This is a genomic window from Cloacibacterium caeni, assembly GCF_907163125.1.
Lineage (GTDB): Bacteria > Bacteroidota > Bacteroidia > Flavobacteriales > Weeksellaceae > Cloacibacterium > Cloacibacterium caeni_B.
This window is the reverse complement of record NZ_OU015319.1, coordinates 1,864,195-1,888,425: the sequence shown is the minus strand read 5'-3', so window position 1 is coordinate 1,888,425 and position 24,231 is coordinate 1,864,195. Positions and strand designations below refer to the sequence as shown.

28 protein-coding genes are annotated in these 24,231 nt (G+C 32.9%); 17 read left to right on the top strand and 11 right to left on the bottom strand.

Annotated features, from left to right (window positions below; genetic code table 11):
* The first annotated feature begins 79 nt into the window (after positions 1 to 79).
* The 6 genes from KKQ79_RS08655 to KKQ79_RS08630 all read left to right on the top strand — a co-directional run bounded on the left by KKQ79_RS08655 (position 80) and on the right by KKQ79_RS08630 (position 4,116).
* Positions 80 to 838 (top strand): hypothetical protein, encoded by a 759-nt coding sequence (locus KKQ79_RS08655; protein ID WP_213189783.1) that lies wholly within the window; start codon positions 80 to 82, stop codon positions 836 to 838.
* 31 nt (positions 839 to 869) lie between these two features.
* The gene (locus KKQ79_RS08650; RefSeq protein ID WP_213189782.1) at positions 870 to 1,427 is read left to right on the top strand and encodes a thioredoxin family protein; all 558 of its coding nucleotides are present in this window, start codon (positions 870 to 872) and stop codon (positions 1,425 to 1,427) included.
* Between the two features lie 105 nt (positions 1,428 to 1,532).
* Positions 1,533 to 2,090 (top strand): TlpA family protein disulfide reductase, encoded by a 558-nt coding sequence (locus KKQ79_RS08645; RefSeq protein WP_213189781.1) that lies wholly within the window; start codon positions 1,533 to 1,535, stop codon positions 2,088 to 2,090.
* 115 nt (positions 2,091 to 2,205) lie between these two features.
* A complete protein-coding gene (locus KKQ79_RS08640) occupies positions 2,206 to 2,529 on the top strand; it encodes a YkvA family protein (RefSeq protein ID WP_213189780.1) in 324 nt (107 codons plus the stop codon).
* A 78-nt stretch (positions 2,530 to 2,607) separates the two neighbouring features.
* Positions 2,608 to 3,513: a tRNA (adenosine(37)-N6)-dimethylallyltransferase MiaA gene (gene miaA, locus KKQ79_RS08635; RefSeq protein WP_213189779.1), complete on the top strand. Its 906-nt coding sequence runs from the start codon at positions 2,608 to 2,610 to the stop codon at positions 3,511 to 3,513.
* 45 nt (positions 3,514 to 3,558) lie between these two features.
* The gene (locus KKQ79_RS08630; protein WP_213189778.1) at positions 3,559 to 4,116 is read left to right on the top strand and encodes a thioredoxin family protein; all 558 of its coding nucleotides are present in this window, start codon (positions 3,559 to 3,561) and stop codon (positions 4,114 to 4,116) included.
* 59 nt (positions 4,117 to 4,175) lie between these two features.
* Here KKQ79_RS08630 and KKQ79_RS08625 read toward each other — a convergent pair whose 3' ends face one another.
* Positions 4,176 to 4,811, bottom strand: coding sequence for an MBL fold metallo-hydrolase (locus tag KKQ79_RS08625; RefSeq protein WP_213190714.1), 636 nt, complete (start codon positions 4,809 to 4,811; stop codon positions 4,176 to 4,178).
* A 92-nt stretch (positions 4,812 to 4,903) separates the two neighbouring features.
* On the opposite strand from KKQ79_RS08625, the gene KKQ79_RS08620 reads away from it, so the two are divergent.
* Positions 4,904 to 6,109, top strand: coding sequence for a type IX secretion system plug protein (locus KKQ79_RS08620; RefSeq protein ID WP_213189777.1), 1,206 nt, complete (start codon positions 4,904 to 4,906; stop codon positions 6,107 to 6,109).
* Between the two features lie 6 nt (positions 6,110 to 6,115).
* Here KKQ79_RS08620 and KKQ79_RS08615 read toward each other — a convergent pair whose 3' ends face one another.
* From KKQ79_RS08615 to KKQ79_RS08600, 4 genes are all read right to left on the bottom strand, one after another.
* On the bottom strand, positions 6,116 to 6,394 hold the full coding sequence (locus KKQ79_RS08615; RefSeq protein ID WP_213189776.1) for a hypothetical protein: 279 nt from the start codon (positions 6,392 to 6,394) through the stop codon (positions 6,116 to 6,118).
* On the bottom strand, positions 6,391 to 6,627 hold the full coding sequence (locus KKQ79_RS08610) for a hypothetical protein (RefSeq protein ID WP_213189775.1): 237 nt from the start codon (positions 6,625 to 6,627) through the stop codon (positions 6,391 to 6,393). The genes KKQ79_RS08615 and KKQ79_RS08610 overlap by 4 nt, the downstream gene beginning before the upstream one ends.
* A gap of 117 nt (positions 6,628 to 6,744) precedes the next feature.
* Positions 6,745 to 7,788 (bottom strand): ferrochelatase, encoded by a 1,044-nt coding sequence (gene hemH, locus KKQ79_RS08605; RefSeq protein ID WP_250131220.1) that lies wholly within the window; start codon positions 7,786 to 7,788, stop codon positions 6,745 to 6,747.
* A gap of 75 nt (positions 7,789 to 7,863) precedes the next feature.
* Positions 7,864 to 8,742 (bottom strand): NifU family protein, encoded by an 879-nt coding sequence (locus KKQ79_RS08600; protein ID WP_213189774.1) that lies wholly within the window; start codon positions 8,740 to 8,742, stop codon positions 7,864 to 7,866.
* A gap of 133 nt (positions 8,743 to 8,875) precedes the next feature.
* Between KKQ79_RS08600 and KKQ79_RS08595 the strand changes: the two genes are divergently transcribed.
* A complete protein-coding gene (locus KKQ79_RS08595; RefSeq protein ID WP_213189773.1) occupies positions 8,876 to 9,397 on the top strand; it encodes a gamma carbonic anhydrase family protein in 522 nt (173 codons plus the stop codon).
* A 92-nt stretch (positions 9,398 to 9,489) separates the two neighbouring features.
* Entirely contained in the window at positions 9,490 to 10,047 is a 558-nt protein-coding gene (locus tag KKQ79_RS08590) for a GNAT family N-acetyltransferase (protein WP_213189772.1), read from the top strand.
* Positions 10,048 to 10,084: 37 nt separating this feature from the next.
* Here KKQ79_RS08590 and KKQ79_RS08585 read toward each other — a convergent pair whose 3' ends face one another.
* Both KKQ79_RS08585 and KKQ79_RS08580 read right to left on the bottom strand, forming a co-directional pair.
* Positions 10,085 to 11,419 carry a cbb3-type cytochrome c oxidase subunit I gene (locus KKQ79_RS08585; RefSeq protein WP_213189771.1) on the bottom strand — a complete coding sequence of 445 codons (1,335 nt, stop codon included), beginning with the start codon at positions 11,417 to 11,419 and terminating at the stop codon, positions 10,085 to 10,087.
* Positions 11,403 to 11,789, bottom strand: coding sequence for a c-type cytochrome (locus tag KKQ79_RS08580; RefSeq protein ID WP_213189770.1), 387 nt, complete (start codon positions 11,787 to 11,789; stop codon positions 11,403 to 11,405). The genes KKQ79_RS08585 and KKQ79_RS08580 overlap by 17 nt, the downstream gene beginning before the upstream one ends.
* 304 nt (positions 11,790 to 12,093) lie before the next feature.
* On the opposite strand from KKQ79_RS08580, the gene KKQ79_RS08575 reads away from it, so the two are divergent.
* Positions 12,094 to 14,226, top strand: coding sequence for a helix-turn-helix domain-containing protein (locus KKQ79_RS08575; RefSeq protein WP_213189769.1), 2,133 nt, complete (start codon positions 12,094 to 12,096; stop codon positions 14,224 to 14,226).
* Here KKQ79_RS08575 and KKQ79_RS08570 read toward each other — a convergent pair.
* The 3 genes from KKQ79_RS08570 to KKQ79_RS08560 all read right to left on the bottom strand — a co-directional run bounded on the left by KKQ79_RS08570 (position 14,223) and on the right by KKQ79_RS08560 (position 17,411).
* Positions 14,223 to 16,109: an ABC-F family ATP-binding cassette domain-containing protein gene (locus tag KKQ79_RS08570; RefSeq protein ID WP_213189768.1), complete on the bottom strand. Its 1,887-nt coding sequence runs from the start codon at positions 16,107 to 16,109 to the stop codon at positions 14,223 to 14,225. The genes KKQ79_RS08575 and KKQ79_RS08570 overlap by 4 nt on opposite strands.
* 94 nt (positions 16,110 to 16,203) lie before the next feature.
* On the bottom strand, positions 16,204 to 16,536 hold the full coding sequence (locus KKQ79_RS08565) for a HopJ type III effector protein (RefSeq protein WP_213189767.1): 333 nt from the start codon (positions 16,534 to 16,536) through the stop codon (positions 16,204 to 16,206).
* A gap of 11 nt (positions 16,537 to 16,547) precedes the next feature.
* Entirely contained in the window at positions 16,548 to 17,411 is an 864-nt protein-coding gene (locus tag KKQ79_RS08560; RefSeq protein ID WP_213189766.1) for a GH25 family lysozyme, read from the bottom strand.
* A gap of 57 nt (positions 17,412 to 17,468) precedes the next feature.
* Between KKQ79_RS08560 and KKQ79_RS08555 the strand changes: the two genes are divergently transcribed.
* The 5 genes from KKQ79_RS08555 to deoC all read left to right on the top strand — a co-directional run bounded on the left by KKQ79_RS08555 (position 17,469) and on the right by deoC (position 21,647).
* The gene (locus KKQ79_RS08555) at positions 17,469 to 18,734 is read left to right on the top strand and encodes an NAD(P)/FAD-dependent oxidoreductase (protein WP_069799480.1); all 1,266 of its coding nucleotides are present in this window, start codon (positions 17,469 to 17,471) and stop codon (positions 18,732 to 18,734) included.
* Complete coding sequence (gene trmD, locus KKQ79_RS08550; protein WP_213189765.1) at positions 18,731 to 19,411, top strand: tRNA (guanosine(37)-N1)-methyltransferase TrmD; 681 nt, start codon at positions 18,731 to 18,733, stop codon at positions 19,409 to 19,411. The genes KKQ79_RS08555 and trmD overlap by 4 nt, the downstream gene beginning before the upstream one ends.
* A 65-nt stretch (positions 19,412 to 19,476) precedes the next feature.
* Positions 19,477 to 20,421 carry an endonuclease/exonuclease/phosphatase family protein gene (locus KKQ79_RS08545; protein ID WP_347813934.1) on the top strand — a complete coding sequence of 315 codons (945 nt, stop codon included), beginning with the start codon at positions 19,477 to 19,479 and terminating at the stop codon, positions 20,419 to 20,421.
* Positions 20,422 to 20,428: 7 nt separating this feature from the next.
* A complete protein-coding gene (locus tag KKQ79_RS08540; RefSeq protein WP_069799474.1) occupies positions 20,429 to 20,899 on the top strand; it encodes an Lrp/AsnC family transcriptional regulator in 471 nt (156 codons plus the stop codon).
* A gap of 4 nt (positions 20,900 to 20,903) precedes the next feature.
* Positions 20,904 to 21,647: a deoxyribose-phosphate aldolase gene (gene deoC, locus KKQ79_RS08535; protein ID WP_213189764.1), complete on the top strand. Its 744-nt coding sequence runs from the start codon at positions 20,904 to 20,906 to the stop codon at positions 21,645 to 21,647.
* Positions 21,648 to 21,716: 69 nt separating this feature from the next.
* Here deoC and KKQ79_RS08530 read toward each other — a convergent pair whose 3' ends face one another.
* The gene (locus KKQ79_RS08530; RefSeq protein WP_104794345.1) at positions 21,717 to 22,076 is read right to left on the bottom strand and encodes a T9SS type A sorting domain-containing protein; all 360 of its coding nucleotides are present in this window, start codon (positions 22,074 to 22,076) and stop codon (positions 21,717 to 21,719) included.
* A gap of 115 nt (positions 22,077 to 22,191) precedes the next feature.
* Here KKQ79_RS08530 and hemB point away from each other — a divergent pair, with 115 nt between their 5' ends.
* Together hemB and lptB are read left to right on the top strand one after the other, a co-directional pair.
* Positions 22,192 to 23,184 carry a porphobilinogen synthase gene (hemB, locus tag KKQ79_RS08525; RefSeq protein WP_213189763.1) on the top strand — a complete coding sequence of 331 codons (993 nt, stop codon included), beginning with the start codon at positions 22,192 to 22,194 and terminating at the stop codon, positions 23,182 to 23,184.
* Positions 23,185 to 23,497: 313 nt separating this feature from the next.
* Complete coding sequence (gene lptB / locus KKQ79_RS08520; RefSeq protein ID WP_069799466.1) at positions 23,498 to 24,226, top strand: LPS export ABC transporter ATP-binding protein; 729 nt, start codon at positions 23,498 to 23,500, stop codon at positions 24,224 to 24,226.
* Positions 24,227 to 24,231: the final 5 nt, after the last annotated feature.

Below are 24,231 nucleotides of genomic sequence, written 5' to 3'. Positions count from 1 at the left end.
AGAAGTTTCAGTGAAGTTGGATAGATTAAAATATATTTTTGAAAATACAGAAGAAAAATGGGCGGAAAATTTGAAGTTGTTGAAAAATTCCGAAATAAGATATTTGTTAATTTGTGAAGCACCACCTTTTAGCGAAATAAAACCTCCAAAATATTTTTACAACTATCACAATAAAAATTTTAATAAAGAAATATGGAAGACCTTTTATCCAAATGAAATATTTCCAAATGATAAAGAATATTATTTTAATAAATTAGTAGAAGTAGGTTTTTTAATTATTGATACTCTACCTTATTCGATGTTTTTTCAAAATAAGAGGAAGAATAAAAATTATTATAACTTATTAAAAAATTCTTTTGAATGGTTTATTGAAAAATTAAATCAAGAAGAATTGAGGTTGTCGAAAAATTTAAAAATTGCTTTTGGATTTAAAGTAAATGCTGAAAGATTCATTGAATTTACTAAAGGAAACCTGAAATTAAAAAATAATATAACTTTAAATTTTAATAAAGATAACATTGCTTATGATGGTTCAGGAGTTCCTCATGCTAAAGCTCTAAGAAAGATTTTTTTCAATGAGAGTGATTATTCAATTTATAAATATTTCAATGGTGAGGAAGAAAACCCTTATAAATTGGAAAATGATTTTGAGTTGAGTTTTCTAAATCCAAAATCTCTTTTTTGGCATTATGAAAAAAAACATTTTGTAGGTGAAAGAAATGGTGATAATGAAGATTATAAAAATTTTATTGAAGATTTAATACATAATAAATTAAGTGAATATCATAGAAGTGATTATGAATTATGGCAAATGTATTTTGAAAATGCGGTAAAATAATCTCTGTCAAAAAAAACAATCTATATTTAAAATGAAAAATTACTGGCAAAACGCAGTCACTTTTGACGAATATATTAAAGAAACTGAACGCAGAATTGAAGTTCAAAATCCTGAAGACGACCATAATGAATATTATGAATTGGGGCTTCAGAGAATGAACAGAACTTTGAAAACCTATAAAGTAGATGAAGAGCAATTAGAAACGCTGAAATCTAAAAACTTCAATGGTAAAATCCTTATCATCACAGAACCTTGGTGCGGAGATGCAAGTGCAACCGTTCCTGCGGTTTCTAAATTTTTTGAAGGGCATAATGACGTGAGAATTTTCTATCGTGATTCTGATATTTCTTTAATTGACCAATTCCTAACGAACGGAACTCAATCTATTCCTAAAATTTTAATCTTGAATGAAGATTTTTCTCTGAAAAATGTTTGGGGACCAAGACCACAATATGGAACAGAATTGTTGAAAAAATTCAAGGAAAATACAGAAACATATCCTCGTGAAGAGTTTTATAACGATTTACAAGTGTATTACGCTAAAAATAAAGGAAAAGACGCGATTCAAGAAATTTTAGAACTACTGTAGTTAGAAGAGTTCCCCTCTTTTAGAGGGGTGGCTTCGCAAAGCGAAGTCGGGGTGTCAAAATAAATATTATCACATCAACAAATTATCACATCAACACATCAATTTATGAACTTTTTAAGAAAAAACTGGCTCACATTATTGCTTTCGGTGTTTCTTGTTTCTATGTTTTTGTTTCCAGATTTTAGAGCGTTTGTTCAGCGACAAATTTTGATGAAACCTTCTTTAGAAAAAGTAGAAAAAGACGTCACTTTTACAGCTGAGGAAATGAATATTCAACTAAAAGGAGTGAATGTTCCTGATGCGAATTTGGCAGATTTTAAGGACAAAGTCGTTTTCTTAAATTTTTGGGGAAGTTGGTGTCCTCCTTGTAGAGCAGAATATCCGAGTATTCAAAAATTGTACGAAGCCAAAAAAAATAAAGTGGCTTTCGTACTGATTGCCATGCAAGATGAGGAGGAAAAAGTCAAAAAATTCTTAGCAGATAACAATTATACTACGCCGGTTTATTTTGCTACATCGCCACTTTCTGAAAAAATGTTACCAAAAGTATTTCCTACGACTTTTATTTTGGGCAAAAATGGAAGGATTTTGATGAAAGAAGACGCGGCAAAAGATTGGAATTCAGAATCTGTGCATCAGTTTTTAGAATCTGTAAATCCTTAAGAAATATTAAATAAAGTTAAAATCTATTAAAATAGAATAAGCAAAGAGTTTTTAATTTAAATTGGCAAAGATTTTGAAATCTAAATTACAACACCTAAAAACTCAAAATATTAAAATGAAAAAAATAGCATTGCTGTTTCAAGCATTTAAAAAAGACGGATTGCTTTCTAAGTTTCCGAAAATTTTAAAAATGTTTAAAGCGTACAAAAAAGGCGAATTTCAAATGGACCTTAAGAATGTAATCATTCCACTGGCAGCATTTGTATATATCATTTCGCCATTAGATTTTTTACCAGGAATTTTCTTAGATGATTTAGGAATTCTAGCATTGGTTTTACCAATGGTTTTAAAAGAAGTAGACCGATTCATCATTTGGGAAAACGAAAAAAATGCGGTAAAGAAAGATAATAAAGTTATCGATGCAGAAATAATAGAGTAAATAAAATAATTTCATTTGTGTTTTTTTTAATCGTTCCGAGATTTTCTTGGGACGATTTTTTTTGAATAAATTTGCACTATGCAGAAAACACTCATTTCTATCATTGGCTCTACAGGAATTGGCAAGACAAAACTGGCCATAGAAATGGCAAAACATTTCGGTACAGAGATTATTTCTTGTGATTCTAGACAGTTTTTTAAGGAAATGAAAATAGGAACTGCAACTCCTACAGATGAAGAATTAGCACAGGTTAAACATCATTTTATTGGTCATCTTTCGGTTCAAGAATACTATTCCATAGGTCAATATGAAGAAGATGCTTTGGAAAAGATTGAAGAAATTTTTGAGAAAAATGATTTTGCAGTTTTAGTTGGGGGAAGTATGATGTATGAAAAAGCAGTTGTAGAAGGACTGAATGATTTGCCTGAAGCCAACGCTGAAAACCAAGAAAAGTTACAGAAAATTTTGGACGAAGAAGGTTTGGAAAAACTCCAAGAAATTCTCAAAAATCTAGACGAAGAATATTATAATGTAGTTCACAAAGAAAATCCCAGAAGATTATTACGAGCCATAGATGTGATTTGGCAAACAGGCAGAAAATATTCTGAAATTATTGCAGAACCTAAGCATAAAAGAGATTTTAAAGTAATACGAATAGGAATTACCGCACCTAGAGAAATCATGTACGAAAGAATTAATCTTCGAGTAGATAAAATGCTGGAAAATCGGTTGATAGATGAGGTGAAATCTTTGACGGAATATCAAAAACTTGTTCCGCTACAAACCGTAGGTTACACCGAAATTTTTAAATATTTAGAAGGAACTTGGGATTTAGATTTTGCTGTAGAAGAAATCAAGAAAAACTCTCGCAGATATGCAAAACGACAGGAAACTTGGAATAGAAAAGTAGAAAATGTGACTTGGCTTCCGTATGATTATTCAGAAGAGCAGCTTCATGAGATTTTATCGAAGATAGAAAAATAAATTCCGTAATTTTGCAGTCAATAAATTAATGATAAATCAATAGTTATGGCAAATACACCTTCCAATATGCTCGCTTTAGGAACTAGAGCTCCTTTTTTTGAACTCCCAAATCCTTCTCACAGCAACGAAATTCAATCTTTAGAAGATTTAAAAGGAGAAAAAGGAACATTGGTGATTTTCATGTGCAATCACTGTCCGTTTGTGTTACACGTTATCGATAAATTGACGGAATTATACGAAGATTATCATACGCAAGGGATAGAATTTATCGCAATTAATGCGAATGATGTAGAAAAATATCCAGCAGATTCTCCAGAAAAAATGATAGAATTTCAAATCGAAAGAAAATTTGAATTTCCTTATTTGTTTGACGAAAGTCAAGCAGTAGCAAAAGCTTATGACGCAGCTTGTACGCCAGATTTTTATTTCTTTGATGAAAAATTAGACTTGGTTTACCGTGGACAAATGGATGATTCTAGACCAGGAAATCAAAAAGAAATCACAGGTGAAGATTTGATTATCGCTTTTGAAAATCTACTGTCAGGAAATCCACAGGAAGAATTACAAAAACCAAGCATGGGTTGTAATATCAAATGGAAATAATTAAAATTACCTCATAAAAAGCAAAGAGTCAAGCATTAAACTTGACTCTTTTTTATTTTTTAGAAAAACGGATTGTGATTTTTCTCAAAGCCGATTTGTGTTGCGTTTCCGTGACCGCTATACACTTCTGTTTCTTCGGGTAAAGTAAAAAGTTTCGTTCGAATGCTTTCTAACAATTGCTCATGATTTCCTCTGTATAAATCTGTTCTGCCAATGCTTCCTTGGAAAAGCGCATCACCTGAAATAATAAATTTCTGCGCTTCATTGTAGAAGGCTATGCTTCCTGGAGAATGTCCAGGAACATGGAAAATTTCAAAAGAATCTTCGTCTATAAAATATTTTTCGCCTTCGTTTATAAGTTCGATGTCGCCAACAAAAGGTTTGAAGTCAAAGCCATAATTTCTGGCAGACATCGGATTTCTTTCGAGTACATCTTTTTCTTCTTCGTGCATTTTTACTGCAACTTTATAGGTGTCAAAAGCCCATTGTAAGCCTAAAACATGGTCTATGTGAGCGTGAGTCAGTAAAATATTTTGAATAGAAATCTCTTTTTCTTTGATGAAATTTTCTAGAATTTCATTTTCTTTTTCGTTCCAGTTTCCCGGGTCTATAATGACGCCGTTTTTTTGGTCATTAAACAAAACATAAGTGTTTTCTGAAAAAGGATTGAATCGGAAAATATGAATGTGGAGCATGTTTTGAAGTTTAGATTTTAAGTTTTCAAATTTAATCATTTTCAGCGTTTTAATTTTCAATATTTTGGCTCGATTTTCGTTATCTTCGTGATATGAAATTTCTAAAATTTACTTTTTTATTGCTTTCTGTTTTGGTTTTTGGTCAAAAAATTAAAAGTGTTCAGCTTTTTAATCCTCAAACCAATGATGAAACACCTGTAATCAAATTTGGGGAGCAATTGGTTTTGAATTTTGATGATTTAGAAAATAAATCTACCGTTTATCGGTATACATTTAAACATTTTGATAGGAATTGGAAAGATGACGGTTTGTTTTTTACAGAATATGCAAAAGGTCCTGTGAATTCTTACATTCAAGATTTTAGATACTCTTTTAATACGGTTCAAAAGTATACGCACTACACTTTAAAATTCCCGAATGAAAAAACTCAACTGAAAATATCTGGAAATTATGAAATCATCGTTTTTGATGAATCGGTGAATAAACCGCTTTTTAAGAAAAGGTTTTGTGTGGTAGAAAATGGTGCGAATTTGGGAATTAATGTAACCAGATTTGCAGATAGCAAAGCGCCAACTCTTAATCAAAGAATAGAAGTTTCTGCGACTTCTAATCAAGCAAGTTTGTTTTCTAACCTCAATTCCATTAGTCTGAATGTGATTCAAAATAATAATTTTGGACTGGGAATTTATAATCAGAAACCTAATGCAGCGATGGGAAATAAATTGCTTTTTCAGCAGATGAATTTGGTTTTTCCGGGAAATAATGAGTTCTATTATTTTGATAATAAAAATATGAATCAACCTTTTGATATGGTAGCTGCAACGAATAATAATGACGAAGGAAATCATACCTATTTGCATTCGGTTTGGGCTTTTCCGCTTAACTATCAATATCAGCCAGATGTAAACGGAGCGTTTTATTTCAGAAGAAATGATTTAGGAATTGAAAGAAATGCAGATACAGAAGCGGATTATTCTTGGGTGTATTTTTCTTTGGATTCAGAAAAAACAGAAAAGGAAATTTATGTTTTAGGCGCTTTTAATGATTTCATTCCTTCAGAAGAAAATAAAATGTCTTATGATGAAAATGCTAAAAAATACATTGCCAGAATTTATTTGAAACAAGGTTTTTACAATTATATTTTGGCTACCAAAGATGCGAAAGGCTTCATTGATTTAGGTGAGATTAATGGTAATTTTTGGCAAACCGAAAATTTATATCAGGCATTTTTATATTACGCTCCTTTTGATAGAAATTATGACGGTTTAATTGGCTACGGCGAAACCAGAAAAAGATAAATTTGTTTAATTTTCTATATTTTTCTTGACGAAAACAGCGGTGATAAAAACGGTCTCTGTTTCTTTTTCGAACGTATAATGCAAATTAATAGGAAAACTGTCGAGTTCTATGATTCTGATGTTTTCGTAGATGATTTCAGATTGTTCTGGATTTTCAGAAATTTGAATGGCTTTTAGTTTTATTTCTTCCAAGAATTTTTGACCTAATGAAGAATCATCAGATTTATATTTTCTGGCGTAAAGTAAAATATCGTTTTTAGCGATTGATGAAAGTTGTATTTTCATAATGATGCGTAAAGATAATGTTCCAGTTCTTTTATGTTTTCAAAAAAATCTAGTCTACTTTTAGGATTTTCTCTATGAAATTCTAACCTTTCTTTTACTTCGTCTATTTGATAATTGCAAATTCCTGAATTTTTTTTAGGTTCTAGGTTTTCAAAGTAATTTGAAATCATTTCTAAAAACTCAGCAGGAAGTGAGTTGATTTTGCTTTTTAAAGAATCTAAATTATTTTCCATTTTTTATTTATTTTTTTATTGCCCCTTATTTTTAGTCAAAAATATGAATAAAAAACGTAATAAAATAAAAATACCCCTATTTTTTTAGGGGTATTTATTAAAAAATGTATTTATTTTTTATAATTCTTCTTCGCAAAGTTGTTTTACGACTTCTATCCATCTGTCTTCGTCGTTCAGACAAGGAACGTAATGGAAGTTTTCTCCACCTGCGTGTAAAAATTCTTCTTTTCCTTCTACAGAAATCTCTTCTAAGGTCTCTAAACAATCGCTTACAAAAGCTGGACAAACAATCGCTAGGTTTTTTACGCCATTTTTAGGTAGATTTTCTAACGTTTCATCGGTGTAAGGCTCTATCCATTTGTCTTTTCCTAATCTAGATTGGAAAGTAGATTTCACTTGGCTGTCTTCCAAACCTAATTTTTGTCTTACCAATTCGGTGGTTTTCAGACATTGGTGTCTATAACAATATTGATGTGAAGGATGATCTTCTTTGAAGCAACAATCGCCTATTTTGCAAGTTTTGGTAGGGTCTGTTTTGTAAATATGTCTTTCTGGAACTCCGTGATACGAAAACTGAAGCAAATCAAAATTTTCTGGCAATTTTTCTTTAATGCTTTCAGCCAAACAATTGATGTAAAGGTCTCTATTGTAGAAAGGTTTTACATAATTGATTTTGATGTTTGGGAAGAGTTTCGCTTGAACTTCTTTCGCTTTTTCTACTACGGTTTCTGTAGTACTCATCGCATATTGCGGATAAAGAGGGAAAAGAGCTATTTCTTCTACGCCTTTTTCCACCAATTTTCTGATTCCGGTTTCTATGCTTGGTTCAGCGTATCTCATCCCGATTTCTACAGGAATATCCACTAATTTCTGCAATTTTTGTTGAATCTGTTTTGTGATGACAATCAATGGCGAACCTTCATCAGTCCAAACGGTTTTGTAAGCTGCCGCAGACTTTTTAGGACGAGTATTGAGGATAATTCCTTTTACTAAAAGCGCTCTAAAGAACCATGGATAGTCTATCACGCGTTCGTCCATCAAGAATTCATCTAGATATTCTTTTACGTCTTCTACTTTTGTAGATTTCGGCGAACCAAGATTTACGAGGAGTATTCCTTTTTTTATGTTGTTGGTTGTTGGTAGTTGGTTGTTGGTATTCAAAACTTTGATTTTTTTATATTATCGAAAGTTATCAGTGTAAATACTATCAACTGACAACTATCCACTAAAAACTAATTATCCGTTTACAGCTTCTACTTTCTCTACTAAATCTGGCAAGAAATTTTTCAGCACTTGCTCAATTCCTCCCTTTAACGTAGCCGTAGAACTTGGGCAACCGCTGCAAGCACCTTGTAAAAGCATTTTTGCGGTTTTATTTTCTGCATCATATTCTAAAAGTGAGATTTTCCCACCATCGTTTTCTACAGCTGGTGAAACATATTCAGTTAAAATATCAGAAATTTTTTGCTCAACATCTGTATATTCTCTATTGATAATTTTTTCTACAGGACTTTCGTGTTTCTGAGGTTCTTTGTTGGTGATTTTGTGGCCATTTTGTAAAAACTCGGCAATCACATTTCTCACTACAGTCATCACTTCATGCCATTGTACAGAATCATCTTTGGTTACTGCCACGAAATTTTCTGAGACAAAAACTTCTTTTACAAATTTGAATTCATCATAAAGTACTTTTGCTAAAGGAACTTCATCCGCTTCTTCTTTAGATTTTACTTCTACGAAACCATCCAATAATAATCTGTTCCCACCGAATTTCATCACAGCAGGATTCGGAGTCATTTCGGCAAAAATTTCATATCTCTGTTGAGGTTTTTGTCTATAAATTCTAGGATTTGCTAGAAGCTCGTCTTCGATGACGTTTTTAAGACTTTCTGCAATATGCTCCCATTCTACATGGTCTTCTTTAGCAACTGCTACAAAATTAGCAGAGATAAAAACCTTAGAAACAAAAGGATAATTAAAAAGTTCTTGAGCCAATGGAATTTCAGAAATATCAGAAGTTCTATCCAGTTCTAATGAACCTGGAATCAGGGTATAATCAGCTACAAACTTCATTACATTTGGGTTTGCAGTAGGTTCTATAATAATTGTATGCATTTTTTACTTAAATTTGAGAGTACAAAAATAGGGATTAGGTTTTAGGTTTTAAGAATCAGATGTTAGATTTTCTCTATCTATAGAATTTTTTAAAAACATTTTCAATTTTCAACCTATAATTTTCAATTAAAATATGGCTTTAGTAAGAGAACTTTTAGGAAAAACTCCCAAAATCGGGGAAAATACTTTTTTAGCAGAAACTGCAGTCATCATAGGTGATGTAGAAATGGGAAAAGATTGCAGTATTTGGTATAATGCGGTAATCAGAGGAGATGTACACTATATAAAATTAGGTAACAAAGTCAATGTGCAAGATAATGTGATGCTGCATTGTACGTATGAAAAATTTCCTTTAGTGATTGGCAATAATGTTTCTATTGGGCATAACGCTTGTGTTCATGGTTGTACGATTCATGATAATGTATTGATTGGGATGAGCTCTGTTGTAATGGATAATTGTGTGATAGAAAGCAATTCTATTGTAGCTGCTGGTTCTGTAGTTACACAAGGAACTCACATTAGAGCAGGTGAATTATGGGGAGGTGTTCCAGCAAAAAAAATAAAAGACGTTTCGCAAGAACTTATTTCTGGTGAAATAGATAGAATCGCAAATAATTACGTGAAATATTCTTCTTGGTATAAAGAGGAGAAATAGAGTGGTAGAGTTGGAGAATGGTAGAAAAATAGAGAATCTTCATCATACTACAATTTGTTAAAATATTAAAAAAATCGGAACTCGGAACTAAAATGCAAAACTTCACCACGTTTTCCACTGCCAGATTAGTGCTTTCTTTGCCTACGATTTCAGATTTGGAGGACATTATTTTTCATGCCAATTCTACTTCGGAAATTGCAGAAAACACGATTACTTTTCCTTATCCTTATGAAGAAAAGCATGCTCATTTTTGGCTAAAAATGGCTGAAGACGGTTTTGCGAAAAAAGATGCTTACATTTTTGCTATTCGTGAAAAAGAAAATTTAAAACTAATTGGTGCGATTGGTCTTCATGTGGATTTTGCAAATCGAAAAGCAGAAATTGGATATTGGCTCGGGAAATCTTTTTGGAACAAAGGCTATGTTTCTGAAGCATTACAAAGAATTCTACAATTTGGCTTCGAAGAGTTACATCTTAATAAAATTTATGCTTCTCATTTTCCGCACAATCCTGCTTCGGGAAAAGTATTGCAGAAAAGCGGTTTTGAATTTGAAGGAATTTTGAAGCAAGAAGTTCTTAAAAATGGTCAATTTTTAGATTTACACCGATATGCTATTTTTCAAGACAAATATTTAAATTCAGAAAAATAAATTCAAAAGCCTGACTCGTGGAGAATCAGGCTTTTTTTTACTGTATTTTCTTTGTCACAGAGTGCCAACTAAATTTGAACAAAGGATAGAGTAGCGCTATCAGTGCCAAAAGAAGTACAGCGCCGGAACTGGTGAAAATTTTGAAATAAATGCTCAAGGCGTTAATCATGTCATAAAAACTCTTGTTTTGCAATTTTTCAGAAATTTTTTGTAGTCCCATTCCGACTAAACAAACCCAAAATATAACCAATGATAAATTGAAAATCAAAAGACTCCAATTGTATCTTTTCCAATTTAAAAAATGCGGCGCCATATCATCTACAATTAAAGTGATTGAAGCTAATAACAGTAAAGTATTGATGCCAATTGTAGAACCCATTGCATGCGCCACTGTAATATGTGTTCCGTGCGTATAGAAATTTATAGCAGGGATAGATATAGAAATAGAAAGAACCAAGTTGAGCAAAATCCAAATTTCCGCATAAGTAAGAATTTTAAACGAAAGCTTGTGATTTTGGTGGTTCGCTTTTAGATAAGTTTTTCTAAAAGAGTAAATAATATTCGCCAAAATAAGCAATTCTGTCATACTGATACTGTAAGCAATCAGTTTCACCGTTGGCGAAGCAGGAACAATGTAAGTATGATGTCCCCAGTTGAACATGAGATTCGTTAAGCCAAGAAAATAAAAGAAAAATGCAATTTTAGATTGATTGATTTTTTGGTCTCCAGAGATTTTTTCCATAGCAAACATAGCGGTTCCGTAGACCAGCATATTCCAAGAACCTACCATAGAACCCATTGCTTTCCATTGAATGGTTACATCTCGAATGATATTGTCATTAAAAAATGATAATTGCCAAAGTTGAGCTTCTATTGTAGTAATCAAAAAGAAAATTAAACCTGTACTCCAACTCCAAATGTAAACAGGAACGGTCTTGTAATTGGGTTTTACCGTCATGAAGAAATTATACATGAAAATCAACCAAGAACTCACAATCAAAATCACGATATATGGCGGGAATTCTAAATATTCTCTTCCTCCGAATTTTCCTAGTACAAAGAAAACCGTTACCAAAACTAGTATTAAAATTTGTAAAGCGATTTGTAATTTTGCCAGTTTTTCAGAATAAATTTTTCTACCCGAAACTTCTGGTAAATAATAATAAATAATTCCTGTTGCTGCTGTAAAAATCCAGTTGATAGAAAGATAAGTATGAAGCGGTCTCATTTTTTGGAAAGACAATGTATCTTTCAATAAATTAGGATAAAGATGTTGTAATCCTCCCAAGATCCCAAAAACAAGTCCTAAGAAAAGCGAAAAAATGGCAATGATAATAAACCAGCTTCCGATGATGTTATTTTTCAGTTTCATTTGGTGTAGTGTTTTTATAAGAAAAAGCATTTGCGTCTACATATTTTAAATAATCTACCAATGCTTCTGTTTGTTCTTTACTGAAATGAAAATTAGGCATTCTGGTTCCGCCTCCATTTTCTATAAAAGCTTTTACGTAGGCTTCTCCACGAGTTTTATCTGAAATAGCAGTAGTAAGTTCTGGACCTAAATAACCTCCTAAACCAAAAATCTGATGGCAAGATTGACAATTGTACTCTTGATATATTTTTTTACCCAATTGTTGTTGGGTAGTCATTACGGTTCCGTAGTCTGTTGCGCCTGTATAAATCCAAGAAGAATAAGTGGCAAACGCAAAAAAGAGCGTTAAAAAAATCCATATCTTTTTCATATGTAGATATTTATTGTTTTTTTAGAGGTCATATGCAATCGCTTAATCATTATTAGAATTGGTGTTTTCTAATCATGGCGATTTCATAAGATTTTTCTTAAAAATTCTGGTGCAAAGTTAATTTCTTGGTCAATATCTTTTTTATGATTTATGTCATCTATTAACTTGATAGTTTTTATATATCGTTAAATCTTTCTCCATTTTTTACATCAATAATTTTAAAAAATTAGATTTAAAATATTCAGAATGCTAAATTCTCAAATCATCACATCTTGATTTTTTTTTCACTATTTTTGAGCCTAGAATGAATAACCAACTTTTTGACCTCGTAGAAAACACTTCACGAAATATTTTCCTCACAGGAAAAGCAGGAACCGGTAAAACCACTTTTCTGAATAATTTCGTTAAAAAAACTCGTAAAAAACACATTGTAGTGGCGCCTACTGGAATCGCTGCTATCAATGCTGGTGGTGTTACCATTCATTCTATGTTCGGGTTTCCACTCAGAACTTTTATCCCAACTTTAGACCGAATTAATGAAAATCTGGCGATGAATATTCCAGATTTAATGCAGCATTTTAAGTACAGAAAAGATAAACTAAAATTGCTAAGAGAAGTAGAAGTCATCATTGTGGATGAGGTTTCTATGCTAAGAGCTGATGTGTTGGATATGATGGATTTTTCGCTGCGCCATATTCGCAGAAATCAAGAAAAATTCGGAGGTGTTCAGATGCTTTTTATTGGTGATTTGTACCAACTTCCGCCTGTGGTAAGAGACGAAAATGAATACATTATGAAGCAATTTTATGCTTCGCCATTTTTTTTCGATGCTTTTGTTTTAAAAAACACCAATCTTCTCACGGTGGAATTGACCGAAGTTTTCAGACAAAAAGATGAAGATTTTCTAGAAATTTTAAATGAAATCAGAGACGGAAATCTTTCTAGGGAACATTACGAAAAACTTCACGAAAGATACATTCCAGATTTTGAACCAAAAGAAGAAGCCTACGTTTATCTCACTTCTCACAATAGAATTGCAGATGATATTAACACGAAAAAGCTCAATGAATTAGGTGGAAAAACGTATCAGTTTAAAGCTAAAATTGTTGGTGATTTCAAGGAATCTCAATTTCCAAATGAAGAAGTTCTAGAGCTCAAAGTAGGCGCGCAAGTCATGTTCATCAGAAATGACGCTACTCAAGAAAAAAAATATTTCAACGGAAAATTAGCAGAGGTGCTAGACTTGTCTGCTGATGAAATTTGGGTGAGAATAGATGGAGATGATGAAGATTATAAACTGAAAAAAGAAAACTGGGAACAGAAAAAATACTCTCTCGATGCAGAAAAAAACATCGAAGAAGAAGTGTTAGGAAGTTTCGAGCAGTATCCCATTCGTTTAGCTTGGGCGGTAACGATTCATAAATCTCAAGGACTTACTTTTGACCGATTAATTGTAGATGCTGGGAAATCTTTCGCTTCTGGTCAGGTTTACGTGGCACTTTCGCGCTGTAGAACTTTAGAAGGAATTGTTTTGAAATCTAAAATTTCTAGCGATGTGATTTTCAGCGACAGAAGAGTGGCTGAATTTCAAGATGCGACTCATGCAAATGACCGATTAGAAGAAATTTTGCATGCCGAAAAATACGATTACAGCATCAGAAAAGTGCTTCGTTATTTAGATATTTCTTGGGCTAAAGAATCTTTGGAAACTTGGAATAAGGCTTCTAAAGAAAGCAAATTTGTAGACAAAGAAAAAACTCAAAATTTATATTTTCTCATCAAAAAATCGGTCGAAAATCTCACGGATATTTACCTGAAATTTGAAAAATTTATTTGGCCAAAAACCAGAAAATTCATTCAAACGCAAGAAAATTGGGAAGAAATAGAAACCAAATCATCTGGAGCGGTAAATTTCTTTTTTACCAAGGTAAATGAAGAGATTTTTAAACCATTTAGAGAATTTTATGCCGAAACAAAAGGCGTAAAAGGAATGAAAAAATACAATGAAGACACGCGACTTTTTCTGGATGATTTAGAAGATTATTTGAACGATTTAAAGCAGGTTCACTTGTTAGAGAAACCTCTTTTTGACGAAAAAAATGACGAAAAAATTTCGGTGAAAATTGCCAAAGTTCCTTCTCATTTTTTATCTTATCAATTATTTGAACAGGGAAAAACGCTTAACGAAATTGCTTTGTCAAAGGGAGTTCTAGTGTCTACTATTTTTTCACACATGGCAAAAATTGCAGAACAGGGAGTTCTGGATTTTGAAGATATGAAAAGAATTTATCCTATCGAAAAAATAGAAACATTCAAGAAAGTTTTTGATGAAAATCCTCAAGAAGAATTGAAAGATTGGCTAAAAGTTTTACCAAAAGATTTTGAATTTCACGAAATCAGATTGCTTTGGAATTTCTTTTTGAAGAAGCAAAATTAATTTAGAATTTCCTGTAATTCCAGCCAACGCATCTCGTATTCTTCTAGTTTTTCAGAGACTTTTTCCAGCTCTGCAGAAAGTGTCGCGATTTTCTCATAATGAGCTTGATTATTGAGTTTTTCTAGAATTTCAGCACGTTTTTTTTCTAATTCAGGCATTTCTTTTTCTATCGTTTCCAGTTCGCGCTGTTCTTTGAAAGAGAGTTTCTTTTTTGGTTGCTGGTTGTTGGTTGTTGGTTGTTGGTTTGTCACACTGAGCGGAGTCGAAGTGTCAGACTTTGGACTTCCAATTTCAGTCTTTTTCCATTCTCTATATTCCGAAAAATTCCCTACAAAATCTTTGATTTTCCCATCGCCTTCAAACGCCAAAACATGGTCTACAATTCTATCCATAAAATAACGGTCGTGAGAAACAATGATGAGACAACCTGCGAAATTCTGTAAAAAGTTTTCCAAAACCGTCAATGTTGGCAAGTCTAAATCATTGGTAGGTTCATCAAAAATCAAGAAGTTAGGATTCTGATACAACACATACATTAAGTGCAATCTTCGTTTTTCGCCACCAGAAAGTTTAGAAATCGGCGAATATTGCGTTTGGTCGTCAAACAAGAAAATTCTTAAAAACTGCGATGCAGAAATGGTTCTTCCGTTCGCTAATGGGAAATTTTCAGAAATATTTTTGATAAAATCAATCACTCTTTCTTCTTCATTATATTGAAGCCCTTTTTGCGAAAAATAACCAAATTTTATGGTTTCTCCCGTTTCTATTTCGCCAGAATCTTTGGGTTCTAAACCTTGAATAATATTGAGAAGTGTAGATTTTCCTGCTCCATTTTTTCCTACAATTCCTACTTTTTCGCCTCGTTGAAATGAATATGAAAAATCTTTGAGCAAAACCAAATCTCCATAACTTTTATTGATATTTTTGAGTTCCAAAATCTTTTTTCCCAATCTTTTCATCTCAAAATCGAGTTCCAGAGATTGCTTTTTGGTATTGGTTTTCGCAACTTTTTCGGTGTCGTAGAACGCATCAATTCTAGATTTTGATTTGGTGGTTCTCGCTTTTGGTTGACGGCGCATCCATTCTAATTCTTTTCGGTAAAGATTGTTGGCTTTGTCAATCGTAGCGTTCAGATTATCTTCTCGAATCATCTTGTTTTCCAGATAAGTTGCGTAACTTCCGTTATGAACATACAGATTTTGGTCTTCCATTTCCCAAACGGTGTCGCAAACAGAATCCAGAAAATAACGGTCGTGCGTTACCAAAAGCAAAGTAATCATGGCTTTAGAAAGATAATTTTCTAACCATTCTACCATTTCTACGTCTAGGTGATTGGTAGGTTCGTCCATAATCAGCAAGACGTGTCTGTGTTCTGCTCTGGTTTCGGTGAGAAGTTTTGCAAGGGCAACTCTTTTGATTTGTCCTCCAGAAAGCGTTCCCATTTTCGCCTCTAAATTGGTGATTTTTAGCTGCGAAAGAATTTGTTTCATTTCGGTTTCTAAATCCCAAGCTTTGTGAATTTCCATTTCTGCCAAAGCTTTTTCTATGAATTTTTGGTCAGTAGAATGAAGCGATTTGTGATAATTTTTAAGCGCTTGAATAGGCTTAGAATCTAGTGTCATCATGAATTCTTCCACAGTAAGTTGAGATTCAAACTCAATTTCTTGGTCGAACAAAACTACCTGAACATCTTTATTAATCACTACTTCGCCAGAATCTGCAATTTCTTTTCCTAAAAGGATTTTCAAAAGCGTAGATTTTCCAGTGCCGTTTTTGGCGACAATCGCAATTTTGTCTCCTTCATTAATATGGAAAGAAATATTCTTAAAAAGCGTTTTGATGCCGTAAGATTTGGTCAGATTTTCTGCGGAAACGTAGTTCATTAGATTGCTGGATGATGGATGTTAGATGATGGATGTTTTTTCTGTTGCGAAAGTACAAAAAATGAAATGGGAATAAATTTTATTGTGGAAAGATTTATTTTTTCTTCAAAGCTTCTCCTTCGAAAACAATTCCTTCCCAGCCAAATTTCATGAAATTTCTAATATTTTGGTGGTCTGTTCCTTCTGGATTTTTCAAAACGTCTTCTCTGTAAAACTCGCTAAATAATAAAAGCGTCTCTTCTTTAGAAAGTTGGTTGATTTTGGCAAAACTGAAAACCTTGCAAGAACCATTGTTTTGATTGGCTTCGTTTACCGTATTCCCGTTAGTGAATTTAGTGGGTGTGAATTCGTAATGCTCATCTATATAAGCAATTACGTTGCTGAAAACCAATTCTTCTGGTGTATTTTTTAATTGTTCTACTATCATTTTATTTTTCTTTAATCAAGTTTTAATTCGCTGAAACTCCAAGAATTTCCGTTGTAAATATTAAGGTCTACTTTTACATTAATTCCTTTTACGATGCCTTTTTCCGTGAATTGCCACATTTTCCATGAGTCTTCTTCCGAAGGAACTAAAACATCATTGTAGTTGGCTAACCAAAGTGGATAATCATCAAATTCGCCTCGCAAATAATCTTTATAATAATGGTAATAGGTGTAAATAATGGGTTTTTCACCGTATTTTTCTTCTATGATTTTGCACCAAACTTTCAAATCTTCTATCAGTTTTTCCTTAGATTTTCTTCTGGGAATTCTTTCGATGTCTAAAACAGGTCGTAAATCTCCGCTTTCTAGATTTACACTTTCTAAGAAATTATTGGCTTGTAAAATCGGGTCTTCGTCTGCACGATAAAAATGATAAGCACCTCTTGTAAGATTATTTTCTTTGGCTAATTCCCAAAAATCATCAAAATGTTTATCTTTTTTTCGGTTTCCCATAGAAGCTCTCATAATCACAAATTCCAACGGGATAGAACCATTAGCTATAGTGAGGCTGTCCCATTTTATGTCTCGTTTGTGCTGATAATGAGAAATGTCGAAACCAAAAATTTTGTCATTATATTCCGTGACTATTTTGTTGATTCTTGCGGTTTCTTCTTCAGAATTTTTTAAATTTTTATGTACAAATTTCTCAAAATACATGGCGTAATAAAATGCCACTTTGTCTCTGAGGTAAAGCCCAGTTCCGAGCAAGGTTAATCCTAAAATAGCCAACAAAATATATCTGCGAAAAAGATAATTTTTTCGTCTGGTTTTATAGATTTTTTTTCTTTTGGTAGCTTTTGGATTGGTTTTTGACATAAGTTTTGCAAAAGTAAAATTTTTAGAAAATAAATTCAGTAATTTTGCCAGAATCTTATGGAAATTAGAGATAAAATAATCGTCATCGGTGGTGGTTTTGCAGGATTGCAATTCGCTAAAAAACTTAATGGCAATCGTACCAAGAAATTGGTGATGATTGACAAAGCGAATCATCATATGTTTCAGCCATTATTTTATCAAGTAGCTTGCGGAAGAATTGAGCCTTCTAATATTTCGTTTCCGTTTAGAAAGATTTTTCAGCGTTCTAAAAATATTCAATTTAGAATGACGGAAGTGAAACAGATTATTCCTTCAGAAAATAAAATTATTACAGAAGACCATGTTTTTCACTATGATAAATTGGTGATTGCAACTGGCTGTAAAACGAATTTCTTTGGAAATCAAAAAATGGAAAATTTGGCTTTTGGGATGAAAAATACTCAGGAAGCGATTTCTATAAGAAACCATGTTTTGCTTACTTTCGAAAAGCTCATCATTGAAAAAAGCAGAAGTGATGATGGCAATTGGAACATCGTAATCGTAGGTTCTGGACCAACTGGTGTGGAATTGGCGGGTGCTTTTGCCGAAATGAAAAGAGAAATCTTGCCGAGAGATTATCCTAGAATGAATTTTGATGATTTAGAAATTATTCTGGTGAGTTCTACCGAAAAACCTTTGGCGGTAATGAGCGAAGAATCTCAAGAAAAATCAGAAAAATATTTGAAAGATTTGGGCGTGAGATTTATCTCAAATGATAGAGTTACGGATTATGATGGTGATAGAGTTTATCTAAGTTCGGGTAATATCATTCCGAGCAATAATGTGATTTGGGCAGCAGGTGTTACTGGTAATATTATTGAAGGATTAACCGAAAATTCCATTAAAAACAACAGGTACATTGTAGACCGATATAATAAAATAGTAGGATTTGATGATATTTATGCGATAGGAGATATTGCCTACATGGAAACCCCAAAATATCCAAATGGTCATCCTCAGGTAGCGAATGTAGCGATTAATCAAGGGAAAAATTTGGCTAAAAATTTCTTAAAAAAATCAGAGAATGAATGGCAACCATACGAATATGATGACAAAGGAAGCATGGCAACCATCGGGAAACATAGAGCAGTAGTAGATTTGCCAAAATTTAAATTTCAAGGGATTTTTGCGTGGTATTTTTGGATGTTTCTTCATTTAATGTTGATTTTAAGTGTGAGAAATAAACTTGCCATTTTCTTCAATTGGATGTGGAGTTACATTAATAGAGATTCTTCGCTTCGCTTAATCATCATCCCGAATAAAAAAAATAAAACCGAACAATGAGAATAGATATTATAAGTGCAGTTCCTGATTTATTAGAAAGTCCTTTCAAAACTTCCATCCTGAAAAGAGCAATGGAAAAAGGTTTGGCAGAAGTTCATTTTCATAATGTTCGTGATTTTGCATTTAACAAACATCGTCAAATAGATGATACTGTGTATGGTGGTGGCGCTGGAATGGTAATGATGTGTGAACCATTAGACTTATGTATTTCTCAGTTGAAATCTGAGAGAGAATATGATGATATTATCTATCTAACTCCAGATGGAGAAACTTTTAACCAAAAAATAGCGAATTCTTACTCGCTGAAGAAAAATTTAATTCTGCTTTGTGGTCATTACAAAGGAATAGACCAAAGAATTAGAGATTTACACATTACCAGAGAAATTTCGATTGGTGATTTTGTGCTAACTGGTGGCGAACTGGCAGCTTGTGTAGTTGCAGATGCTGTTATTCGTCTTTTGCCAGGCGTTTTAAATGATGAACAATCTGCTTTGACGGATAGTTTTCAAGATGATTTGCTTTCTCCACCTATTTATACTAAACCAGAGGTTTACAAAGGAATGCGAGTTCCAGAAGTCCTTTTGAGCGGTAATTTTGGGAAAATTGAAGAATGGAGACATCAGAAAGCAATAGAAATTACCCAGCAGAAAAGACCAGACTTATTAAAAGATTTTTAATCATAATAAATTATTTTTACTAAATTTACAATCCGAAAAATTGAGGCAAGGCTATGGAGAATTTTTTGAAAAAAGAACTTGTCATGTTCTATAATGTAGAAAACTTGTTTTCTCCAGACCCTAAACCAAAACATTTTTTAGATCCTACCATTTCTGGATTAAGGAATTGGGACGAAAGAAAGTATCAGAATAAACTTCGAAAAATTGCCAATGTTTTTAGGCTTATCGAAGAAAAAGAAGAGGTGCTTCCGATGATTGTAGGTTTATGTGAAGTGAATAATGAAGAGGTTTTACAAGACTTAATTCAACAAGAGCCCCTACAAAATTATGATTTTGTTCATTATAATTCTTTAGATGAAAGAGGCGTAGATACAGCGCTTCTGTACGATAAGAGAAAAATAGAATTAGTAGATTCTGAAGCCATTTCTTTTATTTTCGAAGGAGTGAATGAAGAACAAGATGAGTATTATGATACAACCAGAGATGTTCTTTTTTGTAAATTGAAATACAATGATGAATTGCTCAATGTTTTTGTGGCACATCTTCCTTCAAAAAGAGAAAAAGATGTAAACAAACCCAAAAGAGATTACATTCTTCATTCAATTAAAGAAAGAGTTCTTACATTATTAGAAAAAGAAGAACCTGTAATAATTTGTGGAGATTTTAACGATGACCCGATTGAAGAAAATCTAAATAATTTATTATATGACAATGGAGTTGATAAAATCTTAGTGAATCCATACATAGAATTATACAATAATAAAATCTATTCTACGTTTCACTACAACCAAGGACTGTTGTTCGATCAGATTCTATTTTCTAATCATTTCTTTTTGCCTATTTCTTCATTAGCATTTAAAAGTGCTGTAGTCTTTAATTCAGAAAAATTAAGTAATTGGGACAAAAAGTTTAAAGGAAGACCTTTTAGAACTTTTGCAGGGACCAGATATCTTGGTGGGTATAGTGATCATTATCCCGTTTATACAATTTTAGAAACAAAAGACAATTAAATTAAAAATGAAAAGCGTTACAGAAGTAGGTTACAAGCTAGATGCAATAGATAAAAAAATAATCTATATGCTCATGGACAATGCCAAAACATCTTTGGCTCAAATTTCTAAAAACATTGGTATTTCTACCACTGCTGTACATCAGAGAATAAAAAAACTAGAAACCGCAGGCGTAATAGAAAATTCTGTATCTTTTCTTAATCCAAGAAAAATAGGTTACAAAGTAGTTTCTTACATCGGCGTTTACATGGATCAACCAAGTCATTTCCAAGAACTGATTAAATCTCTGAACGAAATTAATGAAATCGTAGAAGCTCATTATACTACAGGAAACTGGACGGTTTTCCTTAAAGTACTTTGTATTGATAATGATCATCTCATGCAAATTTTAAGCAAAATACAGAAGCTAAAAGGCGTTACAAGAACAGAAACTTTCATATCTTTGGAGCAAAGTATTAACAGACAATTAAAAGTGTAACATTATGAAAATCAACACTTATTTAGATTCTACTTATCTAAAAACTCCAGCTCAATCTGGTCTTACCGAAGAACAAACGCTAGAAACGGTAATTAATCTTGCCAAAGAAGCCATCGAAAATGACATTTTTGCAGTAATGATAAGACCTGATTATGTTAAAAAAATGAAGCAATTCCTTACAGAACAAAATTCTAACGTAGTAATCGGTACTGTAATCGGTTTCCACGAAGGAACTTATTCTAAAGAACATAAATTAGCTGAAGCTCAAAAAGCAATCGAAGACGGTGTAGATGAATTAGATTTCGTAATCAATTATGAAGCGTACAAAAATGGTGAAGTAGATGCTGTGAAATCAGAATTTTTAGATTGTACAAAACTTTGCTTAGATAATGGTAAAATTGCAAAATGGATTATTGAAATCGCAGCGCTTACCGATGAGCAAATTGCAGATATTACCAAAAACATCTCAACTTGGGCTGAAGAAAACTTCAAAGCAGAAGATTTACACAGAATATTTGTGAAATCATCTACAGGTTTCTACCAAACTGAAGGCGGAAAACCAAATGGAGCAACTGTAGAAGGAATTAAAATCATGCTAGAAAACGCAGGTTCACTTCCTGTAAAAGCTGCAGGTGGTGTTAGAACGCCAGAAGAAGCAGAATATATGATTAACCTAGGCGTAAAAAGAATAGGAACATCTTCTGCAAAAGCATTAATTAAAAACGAAGAAGTTTCTGGAGGTTACTAATCTTTAGAAATTTCCAAAAATAAAAAACCATCGAACTTCGATGGTTTTTCTTTTTTATGATTAAAAAAATTATTGCTGTTTTACCACTTGCGTTACCTTTTGGGTATTGTCTGATAAAGTGTATTTCATTAAATATTTGCCAGGTTTCAGTTTGTCTAATCTAATTTCGGCGGTATTCATGTTCACCATTGTTTCTGAAACTTGAGTCCCGATAATAGAGTAAAAAGTTACGGATTTTACCTTTAGCATTGGGTTTTTAGCTTTTACAATGATAAAATCTCTTGTAGGATTAGGATAAGCGACTAAAACTCCATCATCAGATTTTTGAGAATCAGAAAGAGGTTCTCTTAATGTTTGTTGAGCTTTTGCTTCGCCCGAAAACATTAATAGACCTACCGAAAATAATATAAAATATAAAGTTCTTTTCATTTTACTTAAAACATTCTTATCTCAAAGAATATACAAATTTATTTAAACGAATTGATATACACAATAGTTATAAATAACTAAATTTGCAGAGTATAAAACAAACTTTGTTCCAAAAATGATAATTTTTTCAAGAAATAGAAGATTACGTACTAACGAAAGCATCAGAAGTCTTGTGAGAGAAACAGTACTCACTACCAATGATTTTGTAATGCCAATGTTCGTAATGGAAGGCGAAAACGCACAAGAAGCTATTCCATCAATGCCGGGAATTTTCCGCAGAACAGTAGACTTAACGGTGAAAGAATGTAAAGAACTTTTTTCACTGGGAGTGAAAGCGGTGAATATCTACATGAAAGTTCCAGAAAATTTAAAAGACAATCTCGGAACCGAAGCTTGGAATCCGCATGGTTTGATGCAAAGAACCATCAGAGAAATTAAAAATGCCATTCCTGAGATGATTGTAATGCCAGATGTTGCATTAGACCCTTATTCAATCTATGGTCACGACGGAATTATTACCAACGGACAAGTAGACAATGATGCTACCAATGAAGCTTTGGCTAGAATGTCGGTTTCACTTGCAGAAGCTGGTGCAGATATTGTAGCGCCAAGTGATATGATGGATGGTAGAGTTGCTGCAATTCGTCAAGCTTTAGAAGAAACGGGTCATACCAGCGTAGGAATTTTGAGCTACGCTGCAAAATACGCAAGTTCATTTTACGGGCCTTTTAGAAGTGCTTTAGATTCTGCTCCAAAAGATTTACAAGAAATCCCGAAAGATAAAAAGACCTACCAAATGGATTTTCATAATTCTAGAGAGGCCTTAAATGAAGTGTACAAAGACATCGAAGAAGGCGCAGATATTATTATGATAAAACCGGGTCTTCCGTATTTAGATATTGTAGCAAAAGTTCGTCAGGAAATAGATTTGCCCATCGCAGTTTATAATGTAAGCGGAGAATACGCAATGTTGAAAGCGGCTGCTCAAAACGGTTGGTTAGATAATGACAAAGCCATTATAGAAAGCCTTACTTGTATTAAAAGAGCTGGTGCAGATATGATTTTCACCTATGCTGCCAAAGAAGCTGCCATTTTATTAAATAATTAGGGCGCCTTAATCCGCCTTCCGTTCCCGCTTTTTTGTTTTTTTGTCATTCTGAGCGAAGTCGAAGAATCAAAAAAAAACAAAAAGAGCTCCACTCAAGTCGGGGCGCAAGTTCAGGATTTTTAGAACCTATTTTTCTAAAAATAACTTACAGTAAAAAAATATAACCAACCCTTTCTGCGTTTTATGCACATACAAAAAACGCAGAAAGGGTTTCGTAATTTGAAAACTTCCATTTTTTTAACTTAAGATTTGCAATTTTAAGACTTCCAACATCCAACATCCAACATCCAACATTTTTCATATCTTTGTCTCTATGATTTTACGTGGCGAAAATTTAATTAAAGAATACGGACCCAAAAAAGTAGTAAAAGGCGTTTCCGTAGAAGTAAAAAAAGGAGAAATTGTAGGTTTACTCGGACCAAATGGTGCAGGAAAAACTACTACTTTCTATATGATTGTGGGATTGGTAAAACCTACTTCTGGCAAAATTACGCTTGACGGAAAAGATATTACCAATGATGCCATGTATAAACGTGCGCAAAAAGGAATTGGTTATTTGGCTCAGGAAGCATCTGTTTTCAGAAAATTGTCAGTAGAAGATAATATTTTAGGCGTTTTGCAACTCACCAATAAATCTAAAGAAGAGCAAATCCGCAGAACCAACGAACTGATTGAAGAATTTTCACTAGAGCACGTTCGTAAAAACCGTGGAGATTTACTTTCTGGTGGTGAAAGACGTAGAACCGAAATTGCACGTTGTCTCGCAACAGACCCAGATTTTATTCTTTTAGACGAACCTTTTGCAGGAGTAGACCCAATTGCTGTGGAGGATATTCAGAAAATTATCAGAAGTTTGGTGAAAAAAGATATCGGGGTTTTGATAACCGACCACAATGTTCAACAAACTTTAGCGATTACCAATAAAACTTACATCATGTTCGAAGGAAACATCCTAAAAGAAGGTGTTCCAGAAGATTTAGCTAATGATCCACAAGTAAGACAAGCTTATTTGGGTGAGAATTTTAGATTTGAAAAATTCTAAACATC

Coding starts and splice junctions, on each gene's coding strand:
- hemB (WP_213189763.1), top strand. CDS start 22,192: ATGATAATTTTTTCAAGAAATAGAAGATTACGTACTAACGAAAGCATC.
- KKQ79_RS08575 (WP_213189769.1), top strand. CDS start 12,094: ATGAATAACCAACTTTTTGACCTCGTAGAAAACACTTCACGAAATATT.
- KKQ79_RS08555 (WP_069799480.1), top strand. CDS start 17,469: ATGGAAATTAGAGATAAAATAATCGTCATCGGTGGTGGTTTTGCAGGA.
- miaA (WP_213189779.1), top strand. CDS start 2,608: ATGCAGAAAACACTCATTTCTATCATTGGCTCTACAGGAATTGGCAAG.
- KKQ79_RS08615 (WP_213189776.1), bottom strand. CDS start 6,394: ATGAAAATACAACTTTCATCAATCGCTAAAAACGATATTTTACTTTAC.
- KKQ79_RS08590 (WP_213189772.1), top strand. CDS start 9,490: ATGCAAAACTTCACCACGTTTTCCACTGCCAGATTAGTGCTTTCTTTG.
- KKQ79_RS08595 (WP_213189773.1), top strand. CDS start 8,876: ATGGCTTTAGTAAGAGAACTTTTAGGAAAAACTCCCAAAATCGGGGAA.
- trmD (WP_213189765.1), top strand. CDS start 18,731: ATGAGAATAGATATTATAAGTGCAGTTCCTGATTTATTAGAAAGTCCT.
- KKQ79_RS08560 (WP_213189766.1), bottom strand. CDS start 17,411: ATGTCAAAAACCAATCCAAAAGCTACCAAAAGAAAAAAAATCTATAAA.
- KKQ79_RS08650 (WP_213189782.1), top strand. CDS start 870: ATGAAAAATTACTGGCAAAACGCAGTCACTTTTGACGAATATATTAAA.
- KKQ79_RS08565 (WP_213189767.1), bottom strand. CDS start 16,536: ATGATAGTAGAACAATTAAAAAATACACCAGAAGAATTGGTTTTCAGC.
- KKQ79_RS08530 (WP_104794345.1), bottom strand. CDS start 22,076: ATGAAAAGAACTTTATATTTTATATTATTTTCGGTAGGTCTATTAATG.
- KKQ79_RS08610 (WP_213189775.1), bottom strand. CDS start 6,627: ATGGAAAATAATTTAGATTCTTTAAAAAGCAAAATCAACTCACTTCCT.
- KKQ79_RS08630 (WP_213189778.1), top strand. CDS start 3,559: ATGGCAAATACACCTTCCAATATGCTCGCTTTAGGAACTAGAGCTCCT.
- lptB (WP_069799466.1), top strand. CDS start 23,498: ATGATTTTACGTGGCGAAAATTTAATTAAAGAATACGGACCCAAAAAA.
- KKQ79_RS08620 (WP_213189777.1), top strand. CDS start 4,904: ATGAAATTTCTAAAATTTACTTTTTTATTGCTTTCTGTTTTGGTTTTT.
- KKQ79_RS08580 (WP_213189770.1), bottom strand. CDS start 11,789: ATGAAAAAGATATGGATTTTTTTAACGCTCTTTTTTGCGTTTGCCACT.
- KKQ79_RS08645 (WP_213189781.1), top strand. CDS start 1,533: ATGAACTTTTTAAGAAAAAACTGGCTCACATTATTGCTTTCGGTGTTT.
- KKQ79_RS08600 (WP_213189774.1), bottom strand. CDS start 8,742: ATGCATACAATTATTATAGAACCTACTGCAAACCCAAATGTAATGAAG.
- deoC (WP_213189764.1), top strand. CDS start 20,904: ATGAAAATCAACACTTATTTAGATTCTACTTATCTAAAAACTCCAGCT.
- KKQ79_RS08625 (WP_213190714.1), bottom strand. CDS start 4,811: ATGCTCCACATTCATATTTTCCGATTCAATCCTTTTTCAGAAAACACT.
- KKQ79_RS08570 (WP_213189768.1), bottom strand. CDS start 16,109: ATGAACTACGTTTCCGCAGAAAATCTGACCAAATCTTACGGCATCAAA.
- KKQ79_RS08640 (WP_213189780.1), top strand. CDS start 2,206: ATGAAAAAAATAGCATTGCTGTTTCAAGCATTTAAAAAAGACGGATTG.
- KKQ79_RS08540 (WP_069799474.1), top strand. CDS start 20,429: ATGAAAAGCGTTACAGAAGTAGGTTACAAGCTAGATGCAATAGATAAA.
- KKQ79_RS08585 (WP_213189771.1), bottom strand. CDS start 11,419: ATGAAACTGAAAAATAACATCATCGGAAGCTGGTTTATTATCATTGCC.